The 25,508-nt window shown below is 44.3% G+C and carries 15 protein-coding genes; 5 read left to right on the top strand and 10 right to left on the bottom strand.

The genetic code is table 11. From position 1 onward, the window contains the following. Positions 1-83 precede the first annotated feature (83 nt). Entirely contained in the window at positions 84-515 is a 432-nt protein-coding gene (locus tag L990_RS02260) for a hypothetical protein (RefSeq protein WP_156121279.1), read from the bottom strand. Between the two features lie 272 nt (positions 516-787). Between L990_RS02260 and L990_RS02255 the strand changes: the two genes are divergently transcribed. Both L990_RS02255 and L990_RS19010 read left to right on the top strand, forming a co-directional pair. Next, positions 788-1,024 carry a hypothetical protein gene (locus tag L990_RS02255; protein ID WP_047445025.1) on the top strand — a complete coding sequence of 79 codons (237 nt, stop codon included), beginning with the start codon at positions 788-790 and terminating at the stop codon, positions 1,022-1,024. 174 nt (positions 1,025-1,198) lie between these two features. Next, positions 1,199-1,981 carry a hypothetical protein gene (locus L990_RS19010; protein ID WP_052180654.1) on the top strand — a complete coding sequence of 261 codons (783 nt, stop codon included), beginning with the start codon at positions 1,199-1,201 and terminating at the stop codon, positions 1,979-1,981. A 4-nt stretch (positions 1,982-1,985) separates the two neighbouring features. On the opposite strand, the gene L990_RS02245 is transcribed toward L990_RS19010, so the two are convergent. The 6 genes from L990_RS02245 to L990_RS02220 form a co-directional block, all read right to left on the bottom strand. Beyond that, on the bottom strand, positions 1,986-3,209 hold the full coding sequence (locus tag L990_RS02245; RefSeq protein WP_047445022.1) for an alanine dehydrogenase: 1,224 nt from the start codon (positions 3,207-3,209) through the stop codon (positions 1,986-1,988). Positions 3,210-3,220: 11 nt separating this feature from the next. Then, positions 3,221-3,634 carry a tRNA (adenosine(37)-N6)-threonylcarbamoyltransferase complex ATPase subunit type 1 TsaE gene (tsaE, locus tag L990_RS02240; RefSeq protein ID WP_047445020.1) on the bottom strand — a complete coding sequence of 138 codons (414 nt, stop codon included), beginning with the start codon at positions 3,632-3,634 and terminating at the stop codon, positions 3,221-3,223. Positions 3,635-3,767: 133 nt separating this feature from the next. Further along, positions 3,768-6,389 (bottom strand): tetratricopeptide repeat protein, encoded by a 2,622-nt coding sequence (locus tag L990_RS02235; protein WP_047445018.1) that lies wholly within the window; start codon positions 6,387-6,389, stop codon positions 3,768-3,770. Positions 6,390-6,542: 153 nt separating this feature from the next. After that, positions 6,543-6,794, bottom strand: coding sequence for a NifU family protein (locus tag L990_RS02230; RefSeq protein ID WP_047445016.1), 252 nt, complete (start codon positions 6,792-6,794; stop codon positions 6,543-6,545). Positions 6,795-6,800: 6 nt separating this feature from the next. Beyond that, a complete protein-coding gene (locus L990_RS02225) occupies positions 6,801-7,877 on the bottom strand; it encodes an Mrp/NBP35 family ATP-binding protein (protein ID WP_052180658.1) in 1,077 nt (358 codons plus the stop codon). A gap of 226 nt (positions 7,878-8,103) precedes the next feature. Then, positions 8,104-10,224, bottom strand: a complete 2,121-nt coding sequence (locus L990_RS02220; RefSeq protein ID WP_047445013.1) for a T9SS type A sorting domain-containing protein — start codon at positions 10,222-10,224, stop codon at positions 8,104-8,106. A gap of 126 nt (positions 10,225-10,350) precedes the next feature. On the opposite strand from L990_RS02220, the gene ruvA reads away from it, so the two are divergent. The 3 genes from ruvA (at position 10,351) to gcvH (ending at position 18,727) form a co-directional block, all read left to right on the top strand. Next, positions 10,351-10,932 carry a Holliday junction branch migration protein RuvA gene (gene ruvA / locus L990_RS02215; protein WP_047445011.1) on the top strand — a complete coding sequence of 194 codons (582 nt, stop codon included), beginning with the start codon at positions 10,351-10,353 and terminating at the stop codon, positions 10,930-10,932. Positions 10,933-10,951: 19 nt separating this feature from the next. Continuing rightward, entirely contained in the window at positions 10,952-18,265 is a 7,314-nt protein-coding gene (gene sprA, locus L990_RS02210) for a cell surface protein SprA (RefSeq protein WP_047445009.1), read from the top strand. Positions 18,266-18,346: 81 nt separating this feature from the next. Then, positions 18,347-18,727 (top strand): glycine cleavage system protein GcvH, encoded by a 381-nt coding sequence (gene gcvH / locus L990_RS02205; RefSeq protein WP_047445007.1) that lies wholly within the window; start codon positions 18,347-18,349, stop codon positions 18,725-18,727. Positions 18,728-19,852: 1,125 nt separating this feature from the next. On the opposite strand, the gene hypD is transcribed toward gcvH, so the two are convergent. From hypD to L990_RS02190, 3 genes are all read right to left on the bottom strand, one after another. After that, positions 19,853-22,213 (bottom strand): trans-4-hydroxy-L-proline dehydratase, encoded by a 2,361-nt coding sequence (hypD, locus tag L990_RS02200; RefSeq protein ID WP_047445004.1) that lies wholly within the window; start codon positions 22,211-22,213, stop codon positions 19,853-19,855. A 31-nt stretch (positions 22,214-22,244) separates the two neighbouring features. Then, the gene (locus tag L990_RS02195) at positions 22,245-23,042 is read right to left on the bottom strand and encodes a glycyl-radical enzyme activating protein (protein ID WP_047445002.1); all 798 of its coding nucleotides are present in this window, start codon (positions 23,040-23,042) and stop codon (positions 22,245-22,247) included. A 349-nt stretch (positions 23,043-23,391) separates the two neighbouring features. Then, entirely contained in the window at positions 23,392-25,410 is a 2,019-nt protein-coding gene (locus L990_RS02190) for a hypothetical protein (protein WP_047445000.1), read from the bottom strand. Positions 25,411-25,508: the final 98 nt, after the last annotated feature.

Here is a 25,508-nt window from a genome sequence, read left to right as displayed (position 1 = left end):
TTAGCCTATTTATCAATATAAATTAACGAAAAAAAAACAAGATTTTGCCCATTCAGGTTCTTTTTCTTTAATTGATTGGACGACTATTGTTCTTTATGGTTGAAAAAAATCATTGCTCGCAAGCATAAAAGTTGTACAGATGGTATTATGGGGCATGCTATAACCTTAAAAATGGGAGAAGACCAAACGTCGTAGATGATGAGGAGTATAAATGCAAAGAGAAGCATTACATCCAAAACCAGCATTAGCTTCATTTTTAATGGATTTAGCATGGATGCTTGGGTCAAATCGAATCGCTCGGCAAAGCCTAGCAGTAAGTTTAGCAAGCAGTAGCTGAAGATGCTGGGGATTAAGGCTCCACAAAAGAGCAGAATAAGCCAGCTGTAGGTAGGGTAGGTTATGCTAATTAGCCCTGCCACTGTAAAGCCAATCATATTTAGGAGTAGCCTTGCCGGTGTTCCAACAAGGTCAAAAGTCCATCTTAAAGTATGCGGGTTAGGGTACTGTTGGGGCATTTCAAAAATTTGTGCAAAGATAGCATAATGTATTTGACTTTTTCTTTGCCTTGTTTTTTTATGCAAAAGTCAGTTATCGAAAATGTTACGAGGAGGTAAATGTTTTCGCCTTTAAATTGTTGATAACTATTTTAAAGTTGTTAATAAAATAATATAGATTTATTTGCAAATAAAGTGCAAATAGTTTTATTTGGAGACGACTTCGGTTAAGGAGTGTATTTTAGTGTTCTTTGAGTATTAGATAGATAGTTTTAAACATAAAAAAAGTAGCTATGCGAGTATTTGTTTTCGATGAGGATGTGCTCAAAAAGTTATTAATTGAGGCCACCTACAGATTCTTAGTATTTGATGACCAAAGTGCCTATTCATTGCCATTAAACTACCGGTTAACAGCAACCTCTCGTCATTTTTTGGCAAACGATGTGAGTAGTGGCCAAGAAAATAAAATTTTAAAGTATAGTGCAATTAAAAGAGTCGTAGTAGACGACAAGGAATTTTTTATTAGCTAATTATTTAAGTTAAGGGCAAGACAATGTCCTGATGCTTTTGTCTATAAGCATCCATGTGCGGTTATGCCCTCTTTTATTCGGCGATTTTTCTTGAGGAAGAGCTGTTAGCGATTCTTAAAGTTTGATGGTCATTCTCTGGTAATGATTATTTTTGTCAAAACTTTAAGGTTTTCGATGGAGGATATTTTTAACGAACAGCGCCCAAGAGGAATTAAAGAATGGCTGATAGCTCATCAGGTTGGGTTATTGGGTACTGTTATATTCCACCTTGTTATCCTTATTTTAGTTCTAATAATGAAGTTAAATCCGGTAAAACCATCTAACGATATGGTTTATATGGAGCTTCAGCCAATACAACAACAAATTCAGCCTAATCCACAGAAGCTGGCAGATGAGATACTAAAAAAGGAAGATCCAAAGACAGAGGAGGCCGCAAAAAGAAATAGCGTATCGACAGTTCGAAATGTGGCGGTTAATAGCAACCTGAATAAGCTTACCGATAAGCTGGTAGACGATAAGTTTGGTAAAGCGAATCCGGTATACGATGAAGCTCGGAAGCTGGAGGAGAAAATGCGCGCCAATAGGGAACTTTATAAAAAATCTCTAGAGGCAAGTAAAGCTCCAGAGCAGCAATCCGGTTCGCAAGCAAGCTCAAGAGCTAGCTCTGAAAAGGCTTATCGAGGAGTTTCAGTTTTAGCATACTCATTGGGAGGAAGGCAAGGGGTCGAGTTACCTGTTCCTGCATACCTTTGCGAGGGCGGTGGCGATGTTGTTGTTGATATAGTTGTTAATCAAAGGGGTGCTGTTACTTCTGCCTCCATATCGTCTCAAACAAAAGCAAGCGAATGCCTTTTTGCAGAAGCATTGAAGGCCGCTCGTCGATCAAGGTTTACTGTTAAGGCCGATGCACCATCTGTTCAGAAGGGGTCTATTACCTACCGTTTTGTTGCTCAGTAATCTATTAAAAAGCAGCCATCAACAGGTCAATATCCTTAGATGGAATGTTGTAAATCTCGCCTAAATAGCTGTTGGTTAGCAATCCATTAAAAACATACACGCCATTTCTGATTCCCGGATTTTCTTTAAGGTACGTTGTTATATTGGGAGCATCTGCCATATTTAGAAGCAGCTGAGTATAAATGTTGCTGAGCGCAATGGAGGCTGTTCTGGCAACTCTAGATGTAATGTTTGGTATGCAGTAGTGAATAACGTTGTGCTTTACAAAAGGAGGTTCGTTATTTGTTTTGTACTCTGACGTTTTGAAACTTCCTCCTCTGTCAACAGTCATGTCGATAATGACCGCCCCATTCTTCATTTGCTTAACCAAGCTTTCATCAATTTGAATGATGTTTTTAGGATCTTCGGGGATGATAGTAGCTACAACAACGTCGGCTGTTTTGAGGATTTTTTCGATGATTTGGGGGTGGAAGTTGCTTGTGTAGATGCGCTGTCCGAGGAGATGCTGTATCTCGGTTAACCTTTTAATGGAGTGATCAACAATTTTTACCTCGGCTCCTAAGCCGATAGCTGCACGAGCTGCGTATTCGGCCGCAGTGCTTGCTCCGAGGATAACAACTTCGGCCGGTGTAATGCCTGGGATACTGCCTAGTAAAACGCCTTTTCCTTTATTGGTTGTGCTCATTAGCTCTGCAGCAGCAAGGATTGCGGTAGATCCAGCAATGGCGCTCATTGACCGAAGAACAGGATAGCAGTTTTCGCTATCTTTAATACCATCGGATGCAATTGCTGTCACCTTTTTGTGCATTATCCCTTTAATGTAATCTGGGGTGTAGTTGTTGATATGTAGAGCCGATATTATTGTTTGGTTGTTGTTCATCAGCTGAACTTCCTCTAGGCTGAAAGGTGAAACCTTGATAACAATGTCTGATTGAAAAACTTCCTTGGCTGTTTGCACTATTGTTGCTCCATTTTCGGCGTAGTGCAGGTCGGAGAAGTTCGAGTTTTTTCCAGCATTCGACTCAATAATTACCTCATGTCCGTAAGTCGAAAGAATTTTTACGGCTTCAGGAGTAAGCGGGACGCGAGTTTCTCCACAGGTCGTTTCCTTTGGTATACCAATGATCAGCCGTTTTGTTTTACGACCTATTTCTAGCATCTCCTCCAAGGGTTGTAATCCGCACGAAATGGGGAAGTTTGGTCTTATTTTGCTATTCTCCTGTACCATTAAACTAAAGTTTAATTAATTTCTATTACTCTTTTGTTTTCATCAACAACCTTGATGTGGAGCTTTACCGCATCATCAGGAATAAGCTCGTCTATGATCTCGGGCCATTCGATGAGGCAGAGATGGCCGCTATAGAAATATTCTTCGTAACCAAAATCGTAGGCTTCCTCTAGCTTGTTAATTCTATAAAAATCAAAATGGTATATCGGTTCTCCGTTTGGCTGTAGGTATTCGTTAACCAACGAGAAAGTGGGGCTGTTAACCACATCAGGTACTTGTAGAGATTCGCAAATTTGCTTTACTAAAGTAGTTTTCCCTGCTCCCATCTGGCCGTAAAGCGCTACAATTTTTCGATCGCCAATTGCTTTTACAACCTGCATCGCAGCATTTTCTAAATCGGACAACCCGTTTACCGTAATAGTCATTTACTTATGTTTGAAAGAAGTAGCGAATATAGTAATCGTCGTTAGATTTCAACGAATCTTACGTTATTAATGTTCAAGGCCACTTGCTAGGGTGGCCTTGAGTTATACGTAAAAATTTTACACTTGTTATACTTTATTTTAAGTATTCCTTCATAAAGAAGTCGGAATAGGTTGTTAGAGCCTTGTCCTTCAGTAGCAGCTCTAGGTTCTGAGCGGAAATGGCAAATAAAGCAAAGTTGCTAGCTCCCGATTGGTTTATCAGATCTTGCTTCTGTAGCAGCAAAAAGTAGTAATCAAGCGACTTTTTCTTACTGTCAAAGGCTTTTATTCTTACAATATCATTATTGCTATCGAATGATTCCTTTGTGATGTTGAACTCGGTGTCAGGGAATGATTCGAGGTTAAACGATATTAGGTTGAATTTAAGTTGATTAAAGTTTGTGTTTTGTGGTATTATAATGACTAGCTCATGGCTACCGTCTGTTGCAAGATATCTGGTTGTAGCGTCCGAATTATGGGTGGCTGCAATCTCGTTAGGAGTCGCTGATTTAGGTTGGTCTTCTTTGGGGTTTAAGCGATTGAGTGCAACCTTGTCTAGTTGAGCGACATATTCTGCAGCCGTTTTGGCTACTTCTGTATTCGGAAATTCTTCTATCAGAGACGAAAGTTCTTTTCTGTATGCATCTTTTCCTTCTAATCCTCCAATGGCAAGTGCTTTAGCAAGCGCAAATTGGGGAGTAAGCGGATTCTTTTTGTCTGTAAATGGCCTACTAATCTCTAAGCTTTCTTTGAATTTGCCCACATTAATTAGCTCGATGCATTGTTCTAGCGCTTTGCTATCTGCATTGCTCATATTCGAGATCGATGATGCTGTTTCAAAAGATTGTTTAGTTATACTCTGAGGGTATTTAGTTGCAATAAGTTTTTTATAGTGTTCTGCATTTGCCATGTCGTTAAGCGCTGTGTACGACTGATAGCAAATAGTATAGGCTTTTAGCCTATTTTCTGCTGATAAATCTTCTTTTAGCAGCGATTCTGCAGTTGTTATGGCTGATTTTGGATCTTCAATATCAACACGGTAAGCATCGGCAGCATCGAGTAGTGCGTCTTGTGCTTTTTTGATTGCAGCAGCTCTTTCATTCTCGTTTTTAGGGATATCAGCGAAGTAGTACTCGCGTGTTAGTGGCGAGCGAGTTTCTTCTGATTTTTTTTCTTCGGACTTGGCTGCCTCTGCAAAATCTGCAATGTTTCCCTTATTTTTTCGGCGCCAGTTATCTTCGAGCTTTCGTTGTCCCCATCTCATTTTAAATTCGGCTGCTCCAAAAGCTAATGCAGACTGGTTGTAAAAATACCAGCTGTTGCTTTGCTGGTTTCCCAAAGCAAGATTGTTTTGGTTCATCAGGTACGATTGCTGGCGATTCTGTTCTTCCTGAACTTTTTCCTGTTGCGTTTTTAGCTGTTCAATTTTTTTATCAACGAGCCGAGTAAGCTCATCTTTGTTGAGCATGGAAAGTTTTATGAGGCTATCCTGCTTTTGGTATTCACGCATGCTACTAGCGAGTCTTCCTAATTTTTGAGAACGCGTTTGAACGTCCGAGTACAACGGGTGGCTATCTGGGAGGAGTGTGCTTGCGCTATCATATAACGCTTGTGCCTTAAGAAAATCTTTTTTAGAAAAGGCTAAATCTGCTAAAGTAGCGAAGGTTACACCTTTTTGGTTGCTATTGGGGGATGCATACTCTAGCGATTTCTGAAAATTAGACAATGCTTCTTTTTCGTTGTTATCTTGAAGGTAAATTTTTCCAATCGTATAGTAGATCTGATCTCTATAAGGAGTATTTCGTTCGCTCTTCGCCATCTTTTGCAGCTCATTCTTTAAGTTTCCAGAATTTCCAGAAGAGTAAGAACGGGCCTCTTCCAAGCGGGCATTAAAGGTCATCTCGTACGATGAAGCACGTTTTGCTACCCGATGAAAGGTTTGCTGTGCGGCTAAAGTATTACCTGTTTTTTGGTAAAGTTGGCCTAAGATGTAAAGATAGCGGCACCTGTTTTCTTTCTGAGTTTCGAGGCGTGCAGCCTGCTCCAAAGATTCGATGGCTTTAGCGTAACTTTTAATTTTAATGTAGTAGTTTGCTAGTGCAGCCTGTAGTAAAGGCTGTAAACTGTTGGGGCATTTACCGTATTGTGTTATTGTGTTTAAGGCATCTTCGTATTGAACTAAATCGCCTTCGGCACCAGCAATTAATGCTAGCCATATTTGGGCTTCAACCTTGGTGTCGGTATTTGGATAGTTAAGGACGATTTGGTTAAAGGCTTGGCGGGCTTTATCGTAATCGTGCAGGTAGGTATTGCCTAGGGCTATTAGGAGGTAAGCATCATCAACATATTTGCAGAACTCTCGCTGGTTGTAAAAGGCTCTTTGGGCAGCCGTATTTTGCTTTGCTTTTGACGGCTTGGCTGTGATGGAGTGGTACTTAATTAAAAGACCGCTTTTCATGATTGCCCGATCCATTCCCTCGCTTGTTTTAGAGGGGGCAGCCTTATCCTCAAAAAGGAAAACAGGAAGAAGCGAATTGTACTCGTAGCTATATTCTTTGCTGTATTTTTTTGTGCTCAGGTTGTAGCTTTCTTGAGCGTTGAAAAGGTAGTTGTATTTTGCGGTGATGTTGTGGTAGGTACGGCTAACCAGCGTGTTCTTTTGAGTAGAACAACCAACCAGCAACCCTGCGAAAATGAGTATAATTAGCTTTTTCAATGATTAGGTGTTAATTGTAAAATGCCTAATGTTTTGCAGTAGGCAATAATAGCAAAAAAAGGTGATTATAAATATTAAAAAGGCACTCTTATTGATATTCAAATGAATATAAGAAGAGTGCCTTTCGGTATTTTTTCTCTATAAGCAGCGAGGCTATTCTTCGTCCTGAATGGCAATAACCTCCTTTATTTCGGGGACTTCCCTTTTTACTGCTTGCTCTATTCCATTTTTCAATGTCATTATGCTAAAGGGGCAGCTGCCACAGGCGCCAAGTAAAACAACTTTGGCCACCATCTCTTCCGAAACTTCTACAACCTTCACATCCCCTCCATCGTTTTTTAGAAAAGGGCGAATGGCATCTAGTGCTTTGTCAACTCTTTCGAGTAGGTTGATATTGGGGTCCATACAACTTTAGTTTGAGAATTTAGAAAACTCTTGAACAACCTTTTGGGCTATTTCATTGAACTTTTCGGCAATGAGCGTATTGGTTAGCGATGAAGGTTCGCCATTGTCACCCCCTTCGCATACGCTTTGCACGATAGGAATTTGTCCTAGCAGAGGAAGGTCATATTTTTCGGCGAGCTTTTTGCAGCCGTCTTTACCAAAAATATAGTACCTATTATCAGGGAGTTCGGCAGGAGTAAACCACGCCATATTCTCGACAATTCCTAGAATTGGAATGTTGAGGTTTTGCCCTGTAAACATTTTTATGCCTTTTATTACATCGGCCAGAGCCACCTCTTGAGGTGTACCCACGATGATTGCACCATCGGGTCTGAATTCGGTAGAAAGGGTGATGTGTACGTCACCTGTTCCTGGAGGTAGGTCGAAAAGGAGGAAGTCGAGCTCACCCCAGTTCACCTGCTGAATGATTTGGCGAAGGGCATTGGTAGCCATTGGTCCGCGCCAAACGAGGGCGTCTTCTAGCTTTACAAAAAAGCCTACAGAAAGCAGCTTAACTCCGTATTTTTCTACAGGTTCTATAAGTTCTTGCCCATCAACTTCCACCATAAAAGGTTTGGCATCTTCCACTCCAAACATTTTGGGCATAGATGGACCGTAAATATCGGCATCTACCAATCCGACCTTATAGCCAAGTTTTGCTAAGGTGACTGCAAGGTTTGAGGTGACAGTAGACTTGCCTACACCCCCTTTCCCAGAAGCAATTGCGATTCGGTGCTTGATGCCAGATAGCGAGTCGCTGTTTGGCTTAGCCGCTTTTGGCTTTGGCGCGGTTTCCTTTACCAGCTCTAGGATGTTTCCTTTGATCTGAAAATTGGGGAATGCCTGTTCTATAGCCAACTCGCAGGCTTTTTTTATGGATGAAGCAAACGGGTCGCGAGCTTTCTTAAAAGAAAGGGTGAATTTTATGTTATTGTCCTCTACCCTAATGTTCTCCACCATCCCTAAGGCGATGATGTTTTCTCCATTCTCAGGGTGAATTACTTGCGATAGGACTCTATTGATCTCTTGAATATCTAAGCTCATGATCGACAATTTGAGGTGTTTAAACACCATTTACAGGCTTTAGTTTAGCTCGTGCAAAATTATTGTTTATCTGGGTTATCGCAATTGGGCGTGCTATGCTTAATAACAGTAAATTATCGTTGACGGAGATGCCTCCTGCTGGATAGTGTTTTACGGTTCATAAACTTTCAGCTCTTCAAAAACGATCAGCCTTTGACGGTCTAAAAGTTTCTGTTCTGATGGATAGCTATTCTCCAGTCACCACTATTTTTTTTGCGATACGCTTGCCTCCTCCCACAACTTCTAGGATATAAAGCCCAGCCTGTACGTAAGGTAAGCTGAAATCAACTTGATCGTTGGGGCCCTTGAAAAGTTCTGCTTTTAGCTTTCGTCCCATGATATCGTACATATTTACGGTTACATCTCCATCAAAAATGTCGTATGAAGATTGCTTATCATCAGCGGGTTGTAGTTTTATATGAACGATCCCGTTTTGAACAGGAACAGGGTAAGCCACAATGTTTTGAGGTTGTATAAAATCAGAATAGTTAACGATTATGGTATTGGAGGTGCTAGCACAGCCAAAGGGAGTAAACGCTTTCATGGTGTAGCTTCCCTTCCCTTGAATTTGGATGCTTGATGTTGTGGTATTATTTAGCAAATTTCCATCTAAGTACCATTGTTTTAAGTCTAAGGAGGAAGTTTCGAGCGTAAGTCCTTTCTTATAGATTGTAGGTATAGCGGGGAAAGGCTTAACAGAAACCAAGAATACAGAGCCTAGCGGTGTACCGTTAAGTTCTAGGCTGGCGTAGACATCTTTGGCTTCACTGCCAGTTAATGTCCATGTTAAAGACTTAGTTCCAACTCCGTTAACTTCATTATAGCTATCAGCTTGTAGGTTGGTTATTTTCAAATTCGGATCTTCTGGAGTTATCGTTAAGTTGACAACTTCACCAGAGCAAGGAAACGGGTTGCTAACCTGGATTTGATATGGTAGGTTGGTGGCATATGCTCCATTGCAGGTTGAATCTCCTTTACTAATAGGATCTAGCCAAGCTTTTAGCTGGTAGCGAGGGTCGTTGTAATCGCTCCATGCCCGGTTTATGGCAGAGTAGTAGTCGTCTACAGATTGTTCGCAGCTTGCGAGTCCGCCAGAAAGATCACCTACAACTAGATGATTGTTGCTGAATAATGGGGATCCAGAAGAACCTCCTTCTGTTGTTCCAACGTCCCATTTTTCGACATGCCAGTGAGAGTTGGGGTCGAAGCTGGCCGTATTATCTAGCTCTTTTTGGTAGTCGCCAACAATGGGGGATTTAGCGGAAATTGATATTTTTTTTACATCGCCATTGGGGTGATGCAGGCAGGTTGCTCCTGCTGTTTTGAAAGGATTTTTGCGGATATCCCATCCTGCATAGTAGGCTTGGTAGCTTTGAGGAGGTGTTTGATTGAGTTCTACTAGCGTGAAGTCGAGCTTGCTTTCAAGGCCAGTTGCTCTAAGGGTTGATCCAGAGATTGATTGCCCTTGAATGATGGCATCCTGCCCGCATTCCTTTTTTTCGTAGCCAAAATAGAAGATAGAGTTTCGTGCTTGATCTGCCGTTTGGATACAGTGGTTGGCGGTTAGGATGTAGGGGCGTCTGTTGTTAGCCGTGTTGTTGATGAGAGTTCCCGTGCATAATCGGATTCCGTTTCCGGTATGAATTTCGATTTTAACGATGCTGGATTTTTCTATCTGCCAGTCCTTCCCTTCGTTACAGGCAATATCTACGTTGCAACTTTGCGAAATGTCCTTATCAATATCGTAGGCTTTTAGGGGTGATATATCTCCGTGGACAACCTCTGAAATTGAGAATTGAGCATTTTCTCCCAATCGTTCTTCTACTTCAACTACGGCGCAATCCCCAGGGATGGTTGGAAGTATAATAGAGGAACCTTCGCTAATTTTTGCAAGCGTGTTGAAAACGTATCGCCTATCGGGGGTGTAAATGAATATTTTTCGGCTATCGAAGGAGGTGATGTTTGTTGCAGAAATCTTTAACCCAAGACTTTTGGCACCAACCGATTTTACCATTAGGCGATGGATTACGGTACTGGTTACCGTATCTTTTCGGCCCTCTGCGGTCAGATTGATGTTGGTAGAGATGGTGGTTCCGAACTCCCTTTTCTTAAGAAAGCTCGCATTGTTTTGTTGCGCCTTTTTTGCAGAAAGGGATTTAAGCGGAATCGGTGCCAGTATTTTTACGGGGATGTCATCGAATCCTGCTCTGTTTTGAGAGAAAGATGGCGGCAATTGCTGCTGCCCGAAAGCGTTAATTAGCGAAAAGCAGCCAATTAAAGTAGCTACTAAAGTCGATCGGCTAAGCATAACGTTAGTTTTTTGAGCGGACGATTTAACTAAGTTAAATTCATCCTTATAATATGCTAATTACCCTAAATAAATATCTTTGCAAAACTAAGAGAACTTTGCTATAAATTTATATTAATTGGCGACATGTTTGAATACATTAAGGGCATACTAGAAGAAATTACACCTTCGAATGCAGTTGTTGAGGCAGGGGGAATCGGTTATAGCTTGAATATTTCGGTAAATACTTACTCACAGATACATCAGCAGAAAAATGTAAAACTTTTTTTGCACCACGTAGTTCGAGAAGATGCGGAGCTGCTTTATGCTTTTGCTGAGAAATCGGAGCGTGATCTTTTTCGTCTTTTAATTAGCGTATCGGGGGTAGGACCGAATACTGCGCGAATTATGCTTTCGTCTTTGACTCCATCCGAGGTGGCAACGGCAATTACTTCTGGCGACTTGAATCGCATAAAGAGCGTGAAGGGTATCGGGTTAAAAACGGCCCAACGCGTGCTGGTTGACTTGAAAGATAAGGTTGGCATGGATCTTTTAGATGGAGCAAACGCTCTTACTGGTGGTAATGCGGCTAAAGAGGAGGCTCAGGCTGCGCTGGTTATGCTTGGTTTTGTAAAAGCAAGCGTAGAAAAGGTGTTGGATGCCATTGTAAAAGATGCTCCAACCTTAAACGTAGAAGAAATAATAAAGGCAGCCCTGAAGAGGCTTTAAGAAGCGAGAATATAGGGGAATGATAAAAAAATTACTGATTGCAATTGCTCTATTGGGGAGTACATCTGCATTTGCAGGGACGCCGTTCCGAACGGTAAACTTTGCCGATCTTTCTCAGCAAGAAGAGGTGACCAAGAAGGATGGTGCCGGTATAAAGCCTCTTTATACAGACCCGGCGTCTGGCGATTACGTGGTTTACGATCCTAAAAGCGATCGGTATATTTTCTATAAGAACCAAAGCGCAGGAAGGGGAATTCCGTACAAGGTGATGAGCAGAGAGGAGTACCAGCGGTACCGAACTCAGACAGCCATGCAGGGGCTACTCCTTCAGCAACGATCTAATATGAGCACAGTCGGTGCTCCATTGGCCAATGCCCTAATCCCAACGCTCACGGTTGGAGGCGATGGCTTTGATAGAGTATTTGGAAGCAATACCATATCTATTATTCCACGCGGTTCTGTTGAGCTTATTCTTGGGATTAAATCAAACAGGACTGACAATCCTATTATTGCGCAGCAGTTTCGAAGGAGTACCATTTTCGATTTTCAGTCGAAACTGCAGATGAATGTTACTGGGATGGTTGGTGATAAGCTGAAGATGGACATCAACTACAACACCGAGGCAACATTTGATTTTGAGAATAACGTAAAGGTAGAGTATACCGGCTCGGAGGATGAGATAATCCAAAAGATTGAGGCGGGTAATGTATCCTTGCCGCTTCCAGGAACGTTGATTACTGGAAGCCAATCGCTTTTTGGATTTAAGACGCAGCTGAAGTTTGGTAACCTAACGATGACTTCCATTTTTAGCCGCCAAAGAGGGCAGAGCCAGTCGGTGGAGCTAAAGGGTGGTGCGCATAATCAACAGTTCGAGGTTGCCGCCGATAGCTACGATGCCAACCGTCACTTCTTGGTAGGCCACTATTTTAGGGAGAATTATGATAAGTCGTTATCAACATTTCCGCTAATTCAGTCGGGAATCAACATAACAAAGATTGAAATTTGGGTTACCAATAAGACCGCACAGTTTGAAAATGCCCGTAATGTGGTTGCCTTTCTAGATTTAGGCGAGTCGCAGCGGAACATATATAAGCCAGGAATATTTACGGGTAGTCCATCTGCGATTTTCCCCGACAATGGGAGCAACACCCTTTACTCCATGATGAATGGAGCCTACTCAGGAATTCGCCAAATCGACCAAACAACATCTATATTATCGGGACTTGGGCTAGCGCAAAGCGAAGATTTTGAGAAGTTGGAAAATGCGCGCCGTCTAAATCCGAACGAGTATACCGTAAATAGTAAGCTGGGCTACATCTCGCTTAATACGGCACTTAATAACGACGAAATATTAGGGGTTGCCTACGAGTATATGCTCAATGGTAAGACCTATAAGGTGGGGGAGCTTTCGACAGATGGGGTGGAAGCACCTAAGGCTCTAATTGTAAAGCTGCTAAAGGGAACAAACTTAACCCCTAAGCTGCCGAACTGGCATCTGATGATGAAGAACATCTACTCCATTGGAACCTATCAGGTTAACAAGGATAACTTCTACATGGATGTGCTTTACGAGGATAGCAAGGCAGGGACGAGCGTTAACTACATTCCGGAGGGAGCCATTAAAAACAAGCCTTTGCTTAGCGTAATGAATTTGGATAGGCTAAACTCTCAGGGCGATCCATATCCCGATGGCGTTTTTGACTTTGTAGATGGAATTACCATTCTGTCGCAGGGAGGAAAAGTTATTTTCCCTGTTTTGCAGCCTTTTGGAAGCTACCTAAGAAGTAGAATTGGGGATAATGCCATAGCCGACAAGTATGTATTTCAAGAGCTGTACGACTCGTCGCTTACCAAGGCGAAGCAGATGGCCGATAAGAATAAGTTCAAGATGTTTGGAACATTCCAATCTTCTTCGGGCTCAGAGATATCGTTAAATGCGATGAATGTTCCTCAAGGTTCGGTTTTGGTAACTGCTGGAGGATTGAAGCTGGCCGAAAATATAGATTATACGGTAGACTATGCTTTGGGTAGAGTAAAGATTATTAACCAGGCATATCTTGAATCGGGAGTTCCCATCAAGGTCTCCTTAGAAAGTCAGGCATTGTTTAATATCCAGACAAAGACGCTGGTTGGTTCGCATTTCGACTATAAGATCTCCGATAATTTTCATGTCGGAGCAACAATCTTAAATCTGACCGAGCGTCCGTTGACCCAGAAGGTATCCTTTTCGGATGAGCCTATATCTAACACCATTTGGGGATTGAACCTTTCGTACCAAAACAAGGCTCCTTGGCTAACCTCTTTGGTTCAGAAGATACCGCTGATAGAAACACAGGCTCCGTCGAGCATTCTTTTCGAGGCCGAGTTTGCCCACTTTATTCCAGGCCATTCAAAAACGGTAGGACGTGCAGGAAACTCCTACATTGATGATTTTGAAGGAGCAAAGATACCAATCGACCTGCGTAGCTGGAATGCTTGGGTTTTGGCTTCGACCCCACAAGGGCAGCCCGATAAATTTCCCGAAGGTAATCTTTCGAATAACCTAGCGTACGGGTATAACCGAGCTTTACTAGCGTGGTACTCCATCGATCCTCTTTTCTTAAGGAACAACAGCTACACTCCTGCACATATAAAAAGGGATAAGGAGCAGCAATCGAGCCATTGGGTTCGGGAAATTCGAGAGCGGGAACTTTTCCCCGAGAAGGATGAGGTGGCTGGGATTCCCAACGTGATTCCTGTTTTAAACCTAGCCTACTATCCTAAGGAGAAAGGTCCCTATAACTACGACATTACCAGCTCGACCTATTCGAAGGGGCTAACTCCCAATGGAACGTTGGCAGCGCCAGAAACACGTTGGGCGGGTATCATGCGCTCGCTACCCATTAATGACTTTGAAACAGCAAACGTTGATTACATCGAGTTTTGGATGATGGATCCGTTTGTTTACAATCCGAAGAAAAACGGGGGAGATTTAATTTTCAACCTAGGAAACATTTCGGAGGATATCTTACGAGATGGGAGAAAGTCGTTTGAGAATGGTTTACCCACAAGTAGCACCGTAACCAAGGTGGATACAACAGCCTGGGGACGAGTTCCGCTAGTTCAGGCGCTTGTGAATGCCTTTGATAACAACTCGACTGCACGGAAGTATCAGGATATTGGTTTTGATGGATTGGGAGATAATGATGAGAAGAGCTTTTTCTCCGATTACCTCAAAAAGTTGGAGCTGATGTTTGGTGCTGACTCAAAAATATATAAGGATGCGGCGAATGACCCATCGAACGACAACTACCGCTATTTTAGAGGGAAGGTGCTCGATGATCAGAAGATGAGTATTCTTGATCGCTACAAGCGATTTAATAATATGGAGGGAAACTCTCCTGCCTCGGAGCAAACGGGCGAATCCTATTCGACCTCGGCAACATCTATACCTGATGGCGAAGATATCAACCGCGATAACACAATGAGTGATGCGGAGTCTTACTTCCAGTATCGTATTCCGCTATCGGCGAATGGGCTAGAGGTTGGCAAGAACTTCGTTAGCGACAAGCGCGATGTGGAGGTTGACACGCCTACGGGGAAAAGCAAAGTAAGCTGGTACCAGTTTAAGATTCCCGTTTCGGATTACGAAAAGGTAATTGGAACCATCCAAGATTTCAAGTCTATTCGTTTTATTCGTATGATGCTACGTGGTTTTGACGATACCACTATTCTTCGTTTTGCTCGATTAGAGCTGGTTAAGGGAGAATGGCGAAAGTATAACTACTCGTTGCTGGATGGCCAAACAGGAACCGTGCCTAATATCACCAACGGATCGTTGGATATTTCGACCGTGAATATTGAGGAAAACTCGGCCAGAACGCCGGTAAACTATATTCTACCTCCAGGTATCGACCGTGTTATAGATCCAAGCAACCCGCAGATACGCCGGGAGAACGAGCAGGGGATGCAGCTAAAGGTGCTGGATCTTCAGGATGGCGATGCTAGGGCTGCCTACAAAACAACGGGATACGATTTCCGCCAGTATAAGCGACTAAAGATGGAGGTCCATGCGGAAGCTATTGATGGCCAACCGCTGAAAAATGGCGACTTATCGATTTTTATTCGCCTAGGAAGCGACTACCGTAATAACTACTACGAGTATGAAATTCCGCTTCAGCTAACGCCATACGGAAAGTACAGCAGCGATAGGGAGCACGACCGCGAGATTGTTTGGCCTAAGGAGAATGCATTCAACTTGGCGCTAGAGGTGTTCCAGAATATCAAGCTAAAGCGGTACGATGCCATGCGTGCGTTGGGCTCGGCGGTAAGTACAACCCAGCTTTTTGCGGTGAATGATGGAGCAAACATCGTTCGAATTTTGGGGAATCCCAGCTTGAGCAACGTTCGTACCGTAATGATTGGTATCAGAAACCCTTCCAAGCAAAATGGTATAGCAGATGATGGACAGCCCAAGGCAGGTATTGTTTGGGTGAACGAATTGCGACTAAGTAACTTTGATGAGTCAACCGGATGGGCGGCCAATGCGCGGATGATGGCCAAGATGGCCGATTTTGGTGTTGTTTCTCTTGCCGGAAGCACGATGACCCCCGGCTTTGGATCGTTGGAGAGCAAGCTGAACAACCGTAACCAGAAGGAGATATACACCTACGACCTTGCAGGTGATTTTGAGCTGGGGAAATTTTTCCCCGATAAGCTAGGAGTTCGCATTCCTATGCACGTAGGCTACTCGGAGGCAATAGCAAACGAGAAGTGGAGCCCAACAGATCAGGATATTCCGTTGCATACCTCTTTAAGCTACATTCCTACGCAGAGCGCTCGCGACTCGGTACGTAATTTGGCGCAGGAGTTAACTGTACGAAAGAGCATCAACTTTACCAATGTTGGAATTTCTAAGCCATCGGAAAGCTTTGCGCTCATTTCGCCATCTAACTTCTCGGTTACCTACGCCTACAACGAGATGTACTCGCGTACGCCGCAAATGGAACGCCAGCTGCAGAAGAACTACCGAGGAATATTTAGCTACGCCTACAATACAACGCCTAAGTACTTCGAGCCTTTGCGACGGGTTAACAACCGGGTTGTTAGTTCGCCCTATTTGAGGCTGATAAAGGATTTCAATATAGGCTATGTACCTTCGCAGCTTAGCTTTATATCGGAGATAACCCGCAACTACAACGAGATAAAGATCCGAAACCTATCGCCTAAAAGCGGAGTGGACATACCATCGTCGTATGCCAAGGATTTTTATTGGAATAGGGTTTACGCATTGCAGTGGGATATTACCCGCAACCTCAAGCTTACCTTCTCGGCAAACAACCTAGCGCGTATAGATGAGCCCGAAGGCATTGTTGATAAGCGAAGGGATAGGGATGCCTACAAGGTTTGGAAGGATTCGGTTTGGAGAAACATTGCCATGGGAGGACGTAACGTTCACTACGACCATGCCTTCAATGTTCGTTATACCATTCCAATAAATAAGATTCCGTTGTTTAACTGGGTATCAGCATCGGCTGGGTATGATGCCCGATACGATTGGGATGCAGGGCCTATAATGCCAGCAGGGTCGCAGTATTCGGTTGGTAATACCATAAAGAACATGAACCAAACTTCGCTGAATGGAAGTTTGAATATGGTAACGCTTTACAATAAGATTCCTTTTCTGCGAGCTATTAACCAGGAGTTTGATAATCCAAACTCCAAGCCGGTGGTGCTGGTTAAGAAGACGTATAAGACCGAAAAGATGACCCTTTACAAGGGGCGAAAGCGAAATATCTCCCACGACTTGGAGGGTGTAGATATAAAGATAGCGGTTTACGACGCCAACGGCAAGGCCGTGGATGCTGTTACGCAGGTTGTCTCTAAGGGGCGTGTTTCGGTTCAGGTTGCCGAGACTGTTAAGGGGGCTACCGTGCATATTACGGGTAAGGTGGAGTATACCCCTAACCCCTTAATCTATGCTGGCAAGCTCGGCTTGCGGATGCTGATGGGGCTTCGAAATGTAAGTGCCACCTACACGCTAAATCAGGGAACCATTTTACCAGGATACAGCAAATCTTCGAGCTGGTTTGGAACCAACAGCTCGTCGACAGGGTTGGCTCCGGGCTTAAGCTTCATACTTGGGCAGCAGGATGCTGATATCTACGACGTTGCTCAGGCAAAGGGATGGCTGGTAAACAATAGCGACTTTAACTCTCCATTCGTAATGACGAATATGGAGGTATTCTCTTATAGGGCATCCGTAGAGCCGATAAAAGATTTGATTATTGACCTAACCGGTAACCGTTCCTACTCGCGCAATCAGAGCCGTTACGGAACCGCGCAGGATGCTGGGACGGTGTTTAACGGAACCTTTAGCATCTCGGTGTTGGGTATTGGTTCGGCCTTCGAAAGTCCCACTTCGGGGAATAACTATAAGTCGGCGGCATTCGAACGATTCCTGTCAGACCGATCTGTTATCTCCCTTCGGTTGGCACAAGAGCGGGCCGCTGGTTCTACCAACGGGTATACGGGCAACGTTAAGGATGGCTATGCCGATGGCTACGGAAAGCTGGCGCAGGATGTTATGCTTCCGGCCTTCTTATCAGCCTACACCTCGTTTACACCAGGTAAAGTTGGACTAAAGCCGTTTTCAAGCATTCCTTTTCCGAACTGGACTGTTCGTTACCAGGGATTATCGAAAATGAAGGTGCTGAAGCCCTACATAAAGAATGCGGATTTGGAGCACTCGTACCGAGCTGTTTACACTATTGGCGGCTACAACTCTAATCCGACCTACGATCCGTTTACCGACGGATTTAGCTACGTCCGAAATGCGCAGAACGACTTCATTCCTCGCCACGAGATTGTGAACGTGAGCATATCGGAGTACTTTAATCCGCTGTTTGGTGTTAATGTGGGCTGGGCAAACAACCTTCAGACGCAGGCGCGTGTTAATAAGACAAGGGTTATTGCCTTAAGCCTTACCAACAACCAGATTACCGAAATTAGAACTAACGAGTGGAACTTCTCGGTTGGCTATCGCCTAGATAACCCGATTCGTTGGATCGATAACGAGACCCAAAAGGTGGTTGCCAGCTACCTAAAGGTTGATGCCGGGCTGGCCTTTAACAACAATATGACCATTATTCGGAAGATTGTGGAGGATTTAGTACAGGCTTCGGACGGGCGAAATACCGTTACAATGAAGCTGAGCTCGGACTATATGTTTAACGAGAAAATAAACCTTCGAGTTTTCTTTGATAGGGTCATAAATAAACCGTTGATATCCAACACCTATCCAACTGCAAATACTTCTTTTGGATTCAGTGTAAGATATAACATCGGACAATAGTTTAAGTTGGAAAATTGTTTAACTTTGGAAGCAAATCGAAAGGATTTTAGAGCGGTATGCTAACAATAAAATACTAAAGCTATGAATATTCCATCAAATCTTAAGTACACCAAGGATCACGAGTGGGTTCTTGTAGATGGCGACGTTGTAACTATCGGTATTACCGATTTTGCTCAAGGTCAGCTAGGAGATATCGTTTTCGTTGAGATCGAAACAGAAGGCGAAACTCTTGAAAAAGAGGAAGTTTTTGGTACCATCGAAGCGGTTAAGACAGTATCTGACGCATTTATGCCTCTTGCTGGTGAAGTTATTGAAGTTAATGGTGGTCTTGCTGACCAACCAGACAGCATCAATAAGGATCCATACGGAGCAGGCTGGATGATTAAGGTTAAGGTTGCTAACCCTGCCGAGCTAGAAGAGCTTCTTTCTGCAGAGCAATATGCAGCTCTTATTGACGCATAGTAAGATATCTTAAACGCAATTATAAAAAGTAAGGCTACCCAACGGGTAGCCTTACTTTTTTGGTGAAAGGGGATATCCGTTCCGTTTAGCCCCTTGGCTTATGGTATAGGCAGGGTAGCGTCGCTATGTGTGGCAGCACTTTGGCTGCTGCTGCTTTTTAAGGCGGGCTCCCATACTTTTTCCTACTGTCCGTTGCTGCCTTTCAGGTTCGGCTCCCTTTGATATTTTTACTTCCCGCTGGCGTGGTGGTCGCTTTTTGCTGCAGCGGCTACTACCGCCCTGCAGCTAGCAGGTAATGGAGGCCATCCCTTACACGATAGCTGCACCTAACGGCATTTCTGGCTAAGGGGTCCTGCTTAGGTAGCGATGGGTAAGGGCTCTGTGGCACCTACTCCTTATCAAGGTAGTAGGGTTCTTTCCTTTTATGGTTACACCTGCTTCTAAATCCGTTCGGTGCAATTGCTGTTTCTTATACACTTAAAACATCTTGAAATATAGTGCTTTGTCGTCGTTTGGTAAAAGGTTTTTGCTGTATTATATTTGGTAGTGAAGGGGGCATATATGGTCTAGTTTGCTTCATATATTACCTAGTTTGGTTCATATATTATAATATTTGCTTCATATATTATCGTATTTGTCTCATATATTATCGTATTTGCTTCATATATTGTCTACTTTGATCCATATATTACCTAGTTTGGTTCATATATTGTCTAGTTTGATCTATATATTATCGTATTTGTCTCATCTTTGATCTTGTTTGCATCATCCTAGATCTAGCTTGTGGAATCCTTGACCAAGGTTAAGGCACTATGGGGCAGGGCTGCGCTGCCTCTCATCTTTGGGCTTGTTTTAGCGCGCTACTTGCTCGTATTTCGCTCAATTTGGCAGTGCTGCCTAAGAGGGAACATGCAATTCTGAAAAGCGGGTGCGGGTAAGGTGACCGTCAGCACCTCGAAGCCGCTACTTTTGTGGGGGGATATGAAAAAACGCATACCCCTATGATGGAGGTATGCGTTACACTTATAGAAGAAGCGCTACAGCTAGGTCGCCTTCAGCGCTCTACCCTTCTTGGAGCCGGTAGCCCTAAAAAGGCTTGTAGAGGCGTAAGGCTTCTAAGCTATGCTATATGGATTCATGCTCGGTGCGAGTGATAATTTCGTTTTGGAGCTCAGGACCCAGATCGTTGAAGTAGTCGCTGAAGCCCGCAACTCTTACAATCAGATCGCGGTATAGCTCTGGTTGCTTCTGCGCTTTTCGGAGCGTGTCGGCATTAACCACGTTAAACTGAATATGGTGGCCATCTAGCTTAAAGTAGCTGCGAACTAAGCTGGATACACGCTTAATAGCCTCCTCGTTTTTAAAGAATTGGGGAGCAAATTTCATGTTTAGCAGCGTTCCTCCTGTTCGTACGTGGTCTATTTTGGAAGCCGACTTTATGGCAGCGGTAGGTCCGTTGGTGTCGCAGCCTTGCGAGGGGGATATACCTTCAGAAAGAGGGGTGTTGGCCTTTCTTCCATCGGGTAATGCTCCGGTTACCTTACCAAAGTAGATGTGGCAGGTGGTTGGAAGCAGGTCTACTCGGTGTACGCCACCTCTGGGGTTTGGCTTTCCGTCAACCGCGTTGTAGTATATCTCAAATACCTCGTTTAGGCATCTATCTGCGCGATCGTCGTCGTTACCATACTTTGGCGTATTGAATATAAGCTCGTTGCGCAGGTTTTGGTAGCCTTCGAAGTTGCTTCTTAGCGCTTGCAGCATGATGCTCATGCTTACGTTCTTCTTTTCGAAGACGTGGAATTTGATGGCCGAGAGGCAGTCGGTAATGGTTCCGAGTCCTACACCCTGTACGTAGGTGGTGTTGTAGCGTGCTCCGCCTGCGTTGTAGTCTACACCGTTGGTTATGCAGTCGTCCACCAAAATGGAGAGGAAAGGAACGGGCATAAACTGGGCAAATATGCGCTCGTTCTTTACGTTACCCTCAATCTTGATGCGCATAAAGTGGTTTACCTGCTCCTCGAAAGCTTTAAGCAGCTCCTCGTAGGAGGTGAAGGCGGCGGCGTCGCCTGTTTTGGGGCCAAGCTGCTGCGAGGTTCTGGGGTCGTATCCGTTATTTAGGGTAAGCTCGAATATCTTGGGGATATTGAAGTAGCCCGAAAGCCAGTAGGCCTCGGTTCCAAAGGCTCCCACCTCCACGCATCCGCTGGCTCCTCCGCGTCTGGCGTCGGTAATGCTTTTTCCTTGGCGGAGCATCTCCTGGATCATGGCGTCTGTGTTGAAGATGGAGGGCTGCCCGAAGCCAGTTTTGGAGATGTGGATGGTTCGATCGATAAAGCTGTCGGGGTTCTTCTTCGATAGCTGCACCATAGAGCTGGGTTGAAGCAGGCGCATCTCCTCGATAACATCGAGAATCATGAAGGAGACCTCGTTAACGCCATCGCTGCCATCCTCCTTAACACCTCCCACGTTTATTAGGCAGAAGTCGGTGTAGGTGCTGCTCTCCTGCGCGGTGATTCCTACTTTAGGAGGTGAGGGGTGGTTGTTGAACTTCACCCAAAAGCATTGGAGCAGCTCTATGGCCTCCTCTTTTGTTAGGGTTCCATTCTCTATGTCGGCGATATAGAAGGGGTAAAGGTGCTGATCTAATCGGCCGGGGTTGAAGGCATCCCAAGGGTTGAGCTCGGTGATTACGCCAAGGTGGATAAACCAGTAGTACTGGAGCGCCTCGTGGAATGTTTGGGGCTTATTGGCCGGTACGTTGCGGCATACCTGAGCCATCTTGCGGAGCTCCGCCTCGCGAGCCGTATCCTGTTCGGTTGATGCAAGGATTTCGAGCTCGTCGGCGTGCCTGTTGGCGTAGCTGATGATGGCTTGGGCTGCAACCCGCATCGACTTTAGCTCCTCGAGCTTATTGCTGTCGATATCCTTTTGGACGCAGATCTGCTTAATAACCCCATCAATTTGTTCGATGAAGTCGTTCATTCCCATCTGGTAGATTTTGCCACCGCACACCGTATGTCCGGGAGCGCGCTGCTCCATAAACTCGGTAAAGATGCCCGCTTCGAAGGCTTTCTTCCACTCCTTATTCTGGGCTCTCATTATTCGGTCGCGGTTGGTACGACCAGTCCAGTAGGGGGTAATGATATCCCTAAAGTCGATGCGTGTTTGCTCGTCGACCTTAAAGGATACATGCTTACGGTTGTTGAGGATTTCGAGATCGTCCTGGGTGTGGACGCAAATCTCGGGGTAGGTTGGTGTAGCCTTGGGCTTTGGACCTCTTTCGCCCACGATAAGCTCCCCTTTACCTATATATATTTTTTTATTGTTGAGGATGTAGTCGAAGGACATGGCCCTAAGCATAGGTACCGATATCTTATGATCCTCCATACTTTTAAAGAACTGGGTTATCAGTATCCCCCGTTCGGACGAAAGGGTGTTTACAGCATTTAAGCTCTCCTCTCGTAGTTGTTTAACTCTTTCGTTCATTGTTTGTCGTCGTTTATGTGATTTTAGTACTCTAGCCTCCAATAGTAACAGGTACATTAAGGTTGCGGAAGAGCTCGGCGTAGGATTGGAGATCCTCTGCGCCAAGCGAGCGCTCCTCAAACAGCTTGTTGGTAATGCCCATTCGTTCGTATTTAGATTGGGCTACCTTGTGGTAGGGCAGCAGGTCTACCTGCCTAATTCCCTTTAGGGATGTCAGGAATGTATAGATTCGCTGCATCTCCTCATCGTCGAAGTTGAGGGTGGGAATTACCGGTATCCGTATATGAAAGGGGATGCCGGTGCCCGATAGCCGTTTTAGATTTTCGATAATAGCCGCGTTCGATACGCCTGTCATGCGGATATGCTTGTCGTTATCGATGCATTTGAGGTCGTACAGGTAAAGGTTGGTGTAGGGATTTATTTTTTCAAATATATTCCAGGTGGATAGGCCCGAAGTATCTACAGCGGTGTGTACACCTCGCTGTCTTAGGCCCTGTAGCGCCTCCTTTAGAAGGTCGTGCTGCAGTAGCGGTTCGCCGCCAGAGAAGGTAACCCCTCCTCCCGAATCCTCCATGAATATTTGATCCTTCATAACCTCGGCAATAAGCTCGGTTGATGACGTTTCGTACCCTATGCGGTGAGGCATGCAGTAGCTTACCCCATCTACTTTTACGTTTTTGGTGCAAAGCTCTATATCCCTGCTTATTCCTTCGGGATTATGGCACCATTGGCATTTTAGGGGGCAGCCTTTTAGGAATATAACAGTCCTAATACCTGGGCCATCATTAACGGCAAAGCGTTTGATGTCGAAAGCAATTCCTTTTTCCATGACAATGCGAAGGAGTATCTATCTCCTTACGGCTATTAGTTATGTAATATGATGATTAAGGCACGAGGAAGAACTCCTCGCCTTTTTTATGTAGACGGGTTAAATCAGCAAAGCCAGCAGCTATATAGCCCCTTGCCTGATAGATGGTACATGTTATTAATGCGATCTTTAACCATGTGCGAAATATATTATATTTTTTTCGATTTATAATACATATGGCTGTAAAAAGCATCTATTTAGATGTTTTATAGCTTGCAGATGGCATCAATTATGTGATTATGAATGGCTGTTGACTGTCAAAATAAGTTTAAAAACGTTGTATTGGCTTATAATCTCGGAATGTGAAAGGCTATTGTTGGGGATCCTTTTTTGCCTCTGTGAGCTTCCTATCCTTTGCAGGGAAGATGTAGAGGTGGGGAGCCTTGAGGAAATCTTTTAGGATGTCCTTTAGCAGACGAACATATTCGGATGGATTTGCGCCGTGCGAGTAGAGCGCAATGGCTATGGATAGGCCAAAGCTTACAAAAACGTTTACCAATCCGATACCGAAAATCCCGATAGCAACTCCAGCCAGCATGTTAGCTGGTATTAGCCCTGGATATTCGGCCAACGCTATGCCAAAGTTGGCCGCAGAGAAGGTTACGTGCCTAATATCAATTGGGATACCTATAAAATGTCCGATAGTGGAGGTTACGCCAAGGAATACGCCAAGGAAAATATTTCCGGCAATATTGCCGAGGTTGTTCGAGAGGTAAAGCGAAAGCTTATCAAGGCGTCGTTGACCTAGAATTTTTCGTAATCGGTAGTGGCTCTTTAGGCGTAGGTAGAAGCTGTTATGCAGTATTAGGTTGTCGTAGTATCCGGCAATTAATCCCGAAATCATGAGATAAACCCCGGCAACAGCAGCATAGTAGAGCGATAGGCTAAGCCACGGGTTTATATCGTCCATAAGGGCAATACTTTTGGCGGGTGTTGCAATATGGCTGCCAAGGGCTAGCGTAAAGAGCTTTGTTAGGAGCCATGCAAAGGGGAGCGATGCGGCAACATTTCCTACTAGCGATACAATTTGGCTTCTTGCAATCTGTCTTATAAGTAGCCTGGTCTCGTTGGTAATAACGTTGGTGGAGTCCCCGTTGGCCAATGTTTTGGCTATGGTAGAGGCGGTCATGGCTGGCTGCTTGGTTGCCAAGGTGAAGTGGAGCATGTATATTGCAACAAAGCCCATTGCATAGTTTATGCTGTATCCTAATGCGGTTCCTAAAGGCGAGAAGGGAAGGTACGATATTCCTATCTTTAGGCAGGCTAGCAGGCCAACAATCAATCCTCCGCCGAGCGCCGATTTTAGCATTATAAAGTATTCCATTCGCGAAGCTACCTTGTAGTGCTCGCCTACCTTAGAGGTGTTAACGGCAATCTTATAAAGTAGCAGCTGCAGGTTGGAGTGTATGTGCTTTTGTATGCTGTTTTGTTGCTTCTCGGCCTTTAGCAGATGGGCTAGTAGGCGATGTATGCTGGTAGACTCCTGCCTTGTTCCTCTTGTAAGAACAACATCTGCTAGCAGCTGCAGCCGGTTGATTTGCTGTTCGAGCCTTTTAATAAGGTATACAAAGTGCATGTCTACTCCATACTGATCCTTGTTCTCATATATCTGCTCTACGCCTTGCCTGCATTGGGTAATGAGCTGCATGAGCTCCTCTCCACGGGTGCGAACAAGCTCGGGCTGCTCGTTTGCTTTAATTGCCTTTATGAAGAGAATTGCGCCTCTGGTTAAGTCGACATATGGCGAGGAGATATCCTCTATATCTGGGAGCTTGGAGTCGATCTCGGGTTCGTAGGCAATGGCCGTAATTCGTTGTGCCAGTATCTGAATAGATTCGAGGAGGTAGCTTGGATTGCTGTATATTGTCGAATCTGACTTGTCGGTTGTTTTTATAATATTGCAAAGCTGCTCCCAGGTTTCGTCAGATAGCGCCGATAGCCAAATGTAGTCGGTAGCGCGATGAAACACCTCCCTAATAAGGTGGCGAATGTCATCCTCTGGATAGTATTCTGGCAAGAATTTACGGTTTGCTTTTGCAAAAAAATCGGACCAGAAGCTTTTGGTCGAAACAATTCCGCATTCTGTAAAGAACTTTTGCAGGTGGTAGGAATCTGCTATTCTTAGGATTATTTCCGATAGGGTGGTTCCTAGACTTGAATCTTTAGTAAGAGCATCAATAATTTCCTTAAAACTGGCATTTGCTGCCTTGGTATCGGAAGCTGTAGCAGGGCGTACCATCCCAACAAGTGCACTTACTCGTTGTAGATCGGAGGCTCCTTCGGTGTATAGTATTTCTCTAAGTTTTGCTTCTACTGAAGTCGGATTCATATGCTCTTACTTTGCTTTTTTTGTGCCTAATTTTCAGAATGGTCACAATTTTTTGCTATAGGTCGCTATCTAGCCTTCAAGTAACTAAAAATTCTGCT

The sequence above is a fragment of the Alistipes sp. ZOR0009 genome, from assembly GCF_000798815.1.
Classification (GTDB): Bacteria; Bacteroidota; Bacteroidia; order Bacteroidales; family ZOR0009; genus Acetobacteroides.
This window is presented reverse-complemented; position numbering and strand designations above follow the sequence as displayed.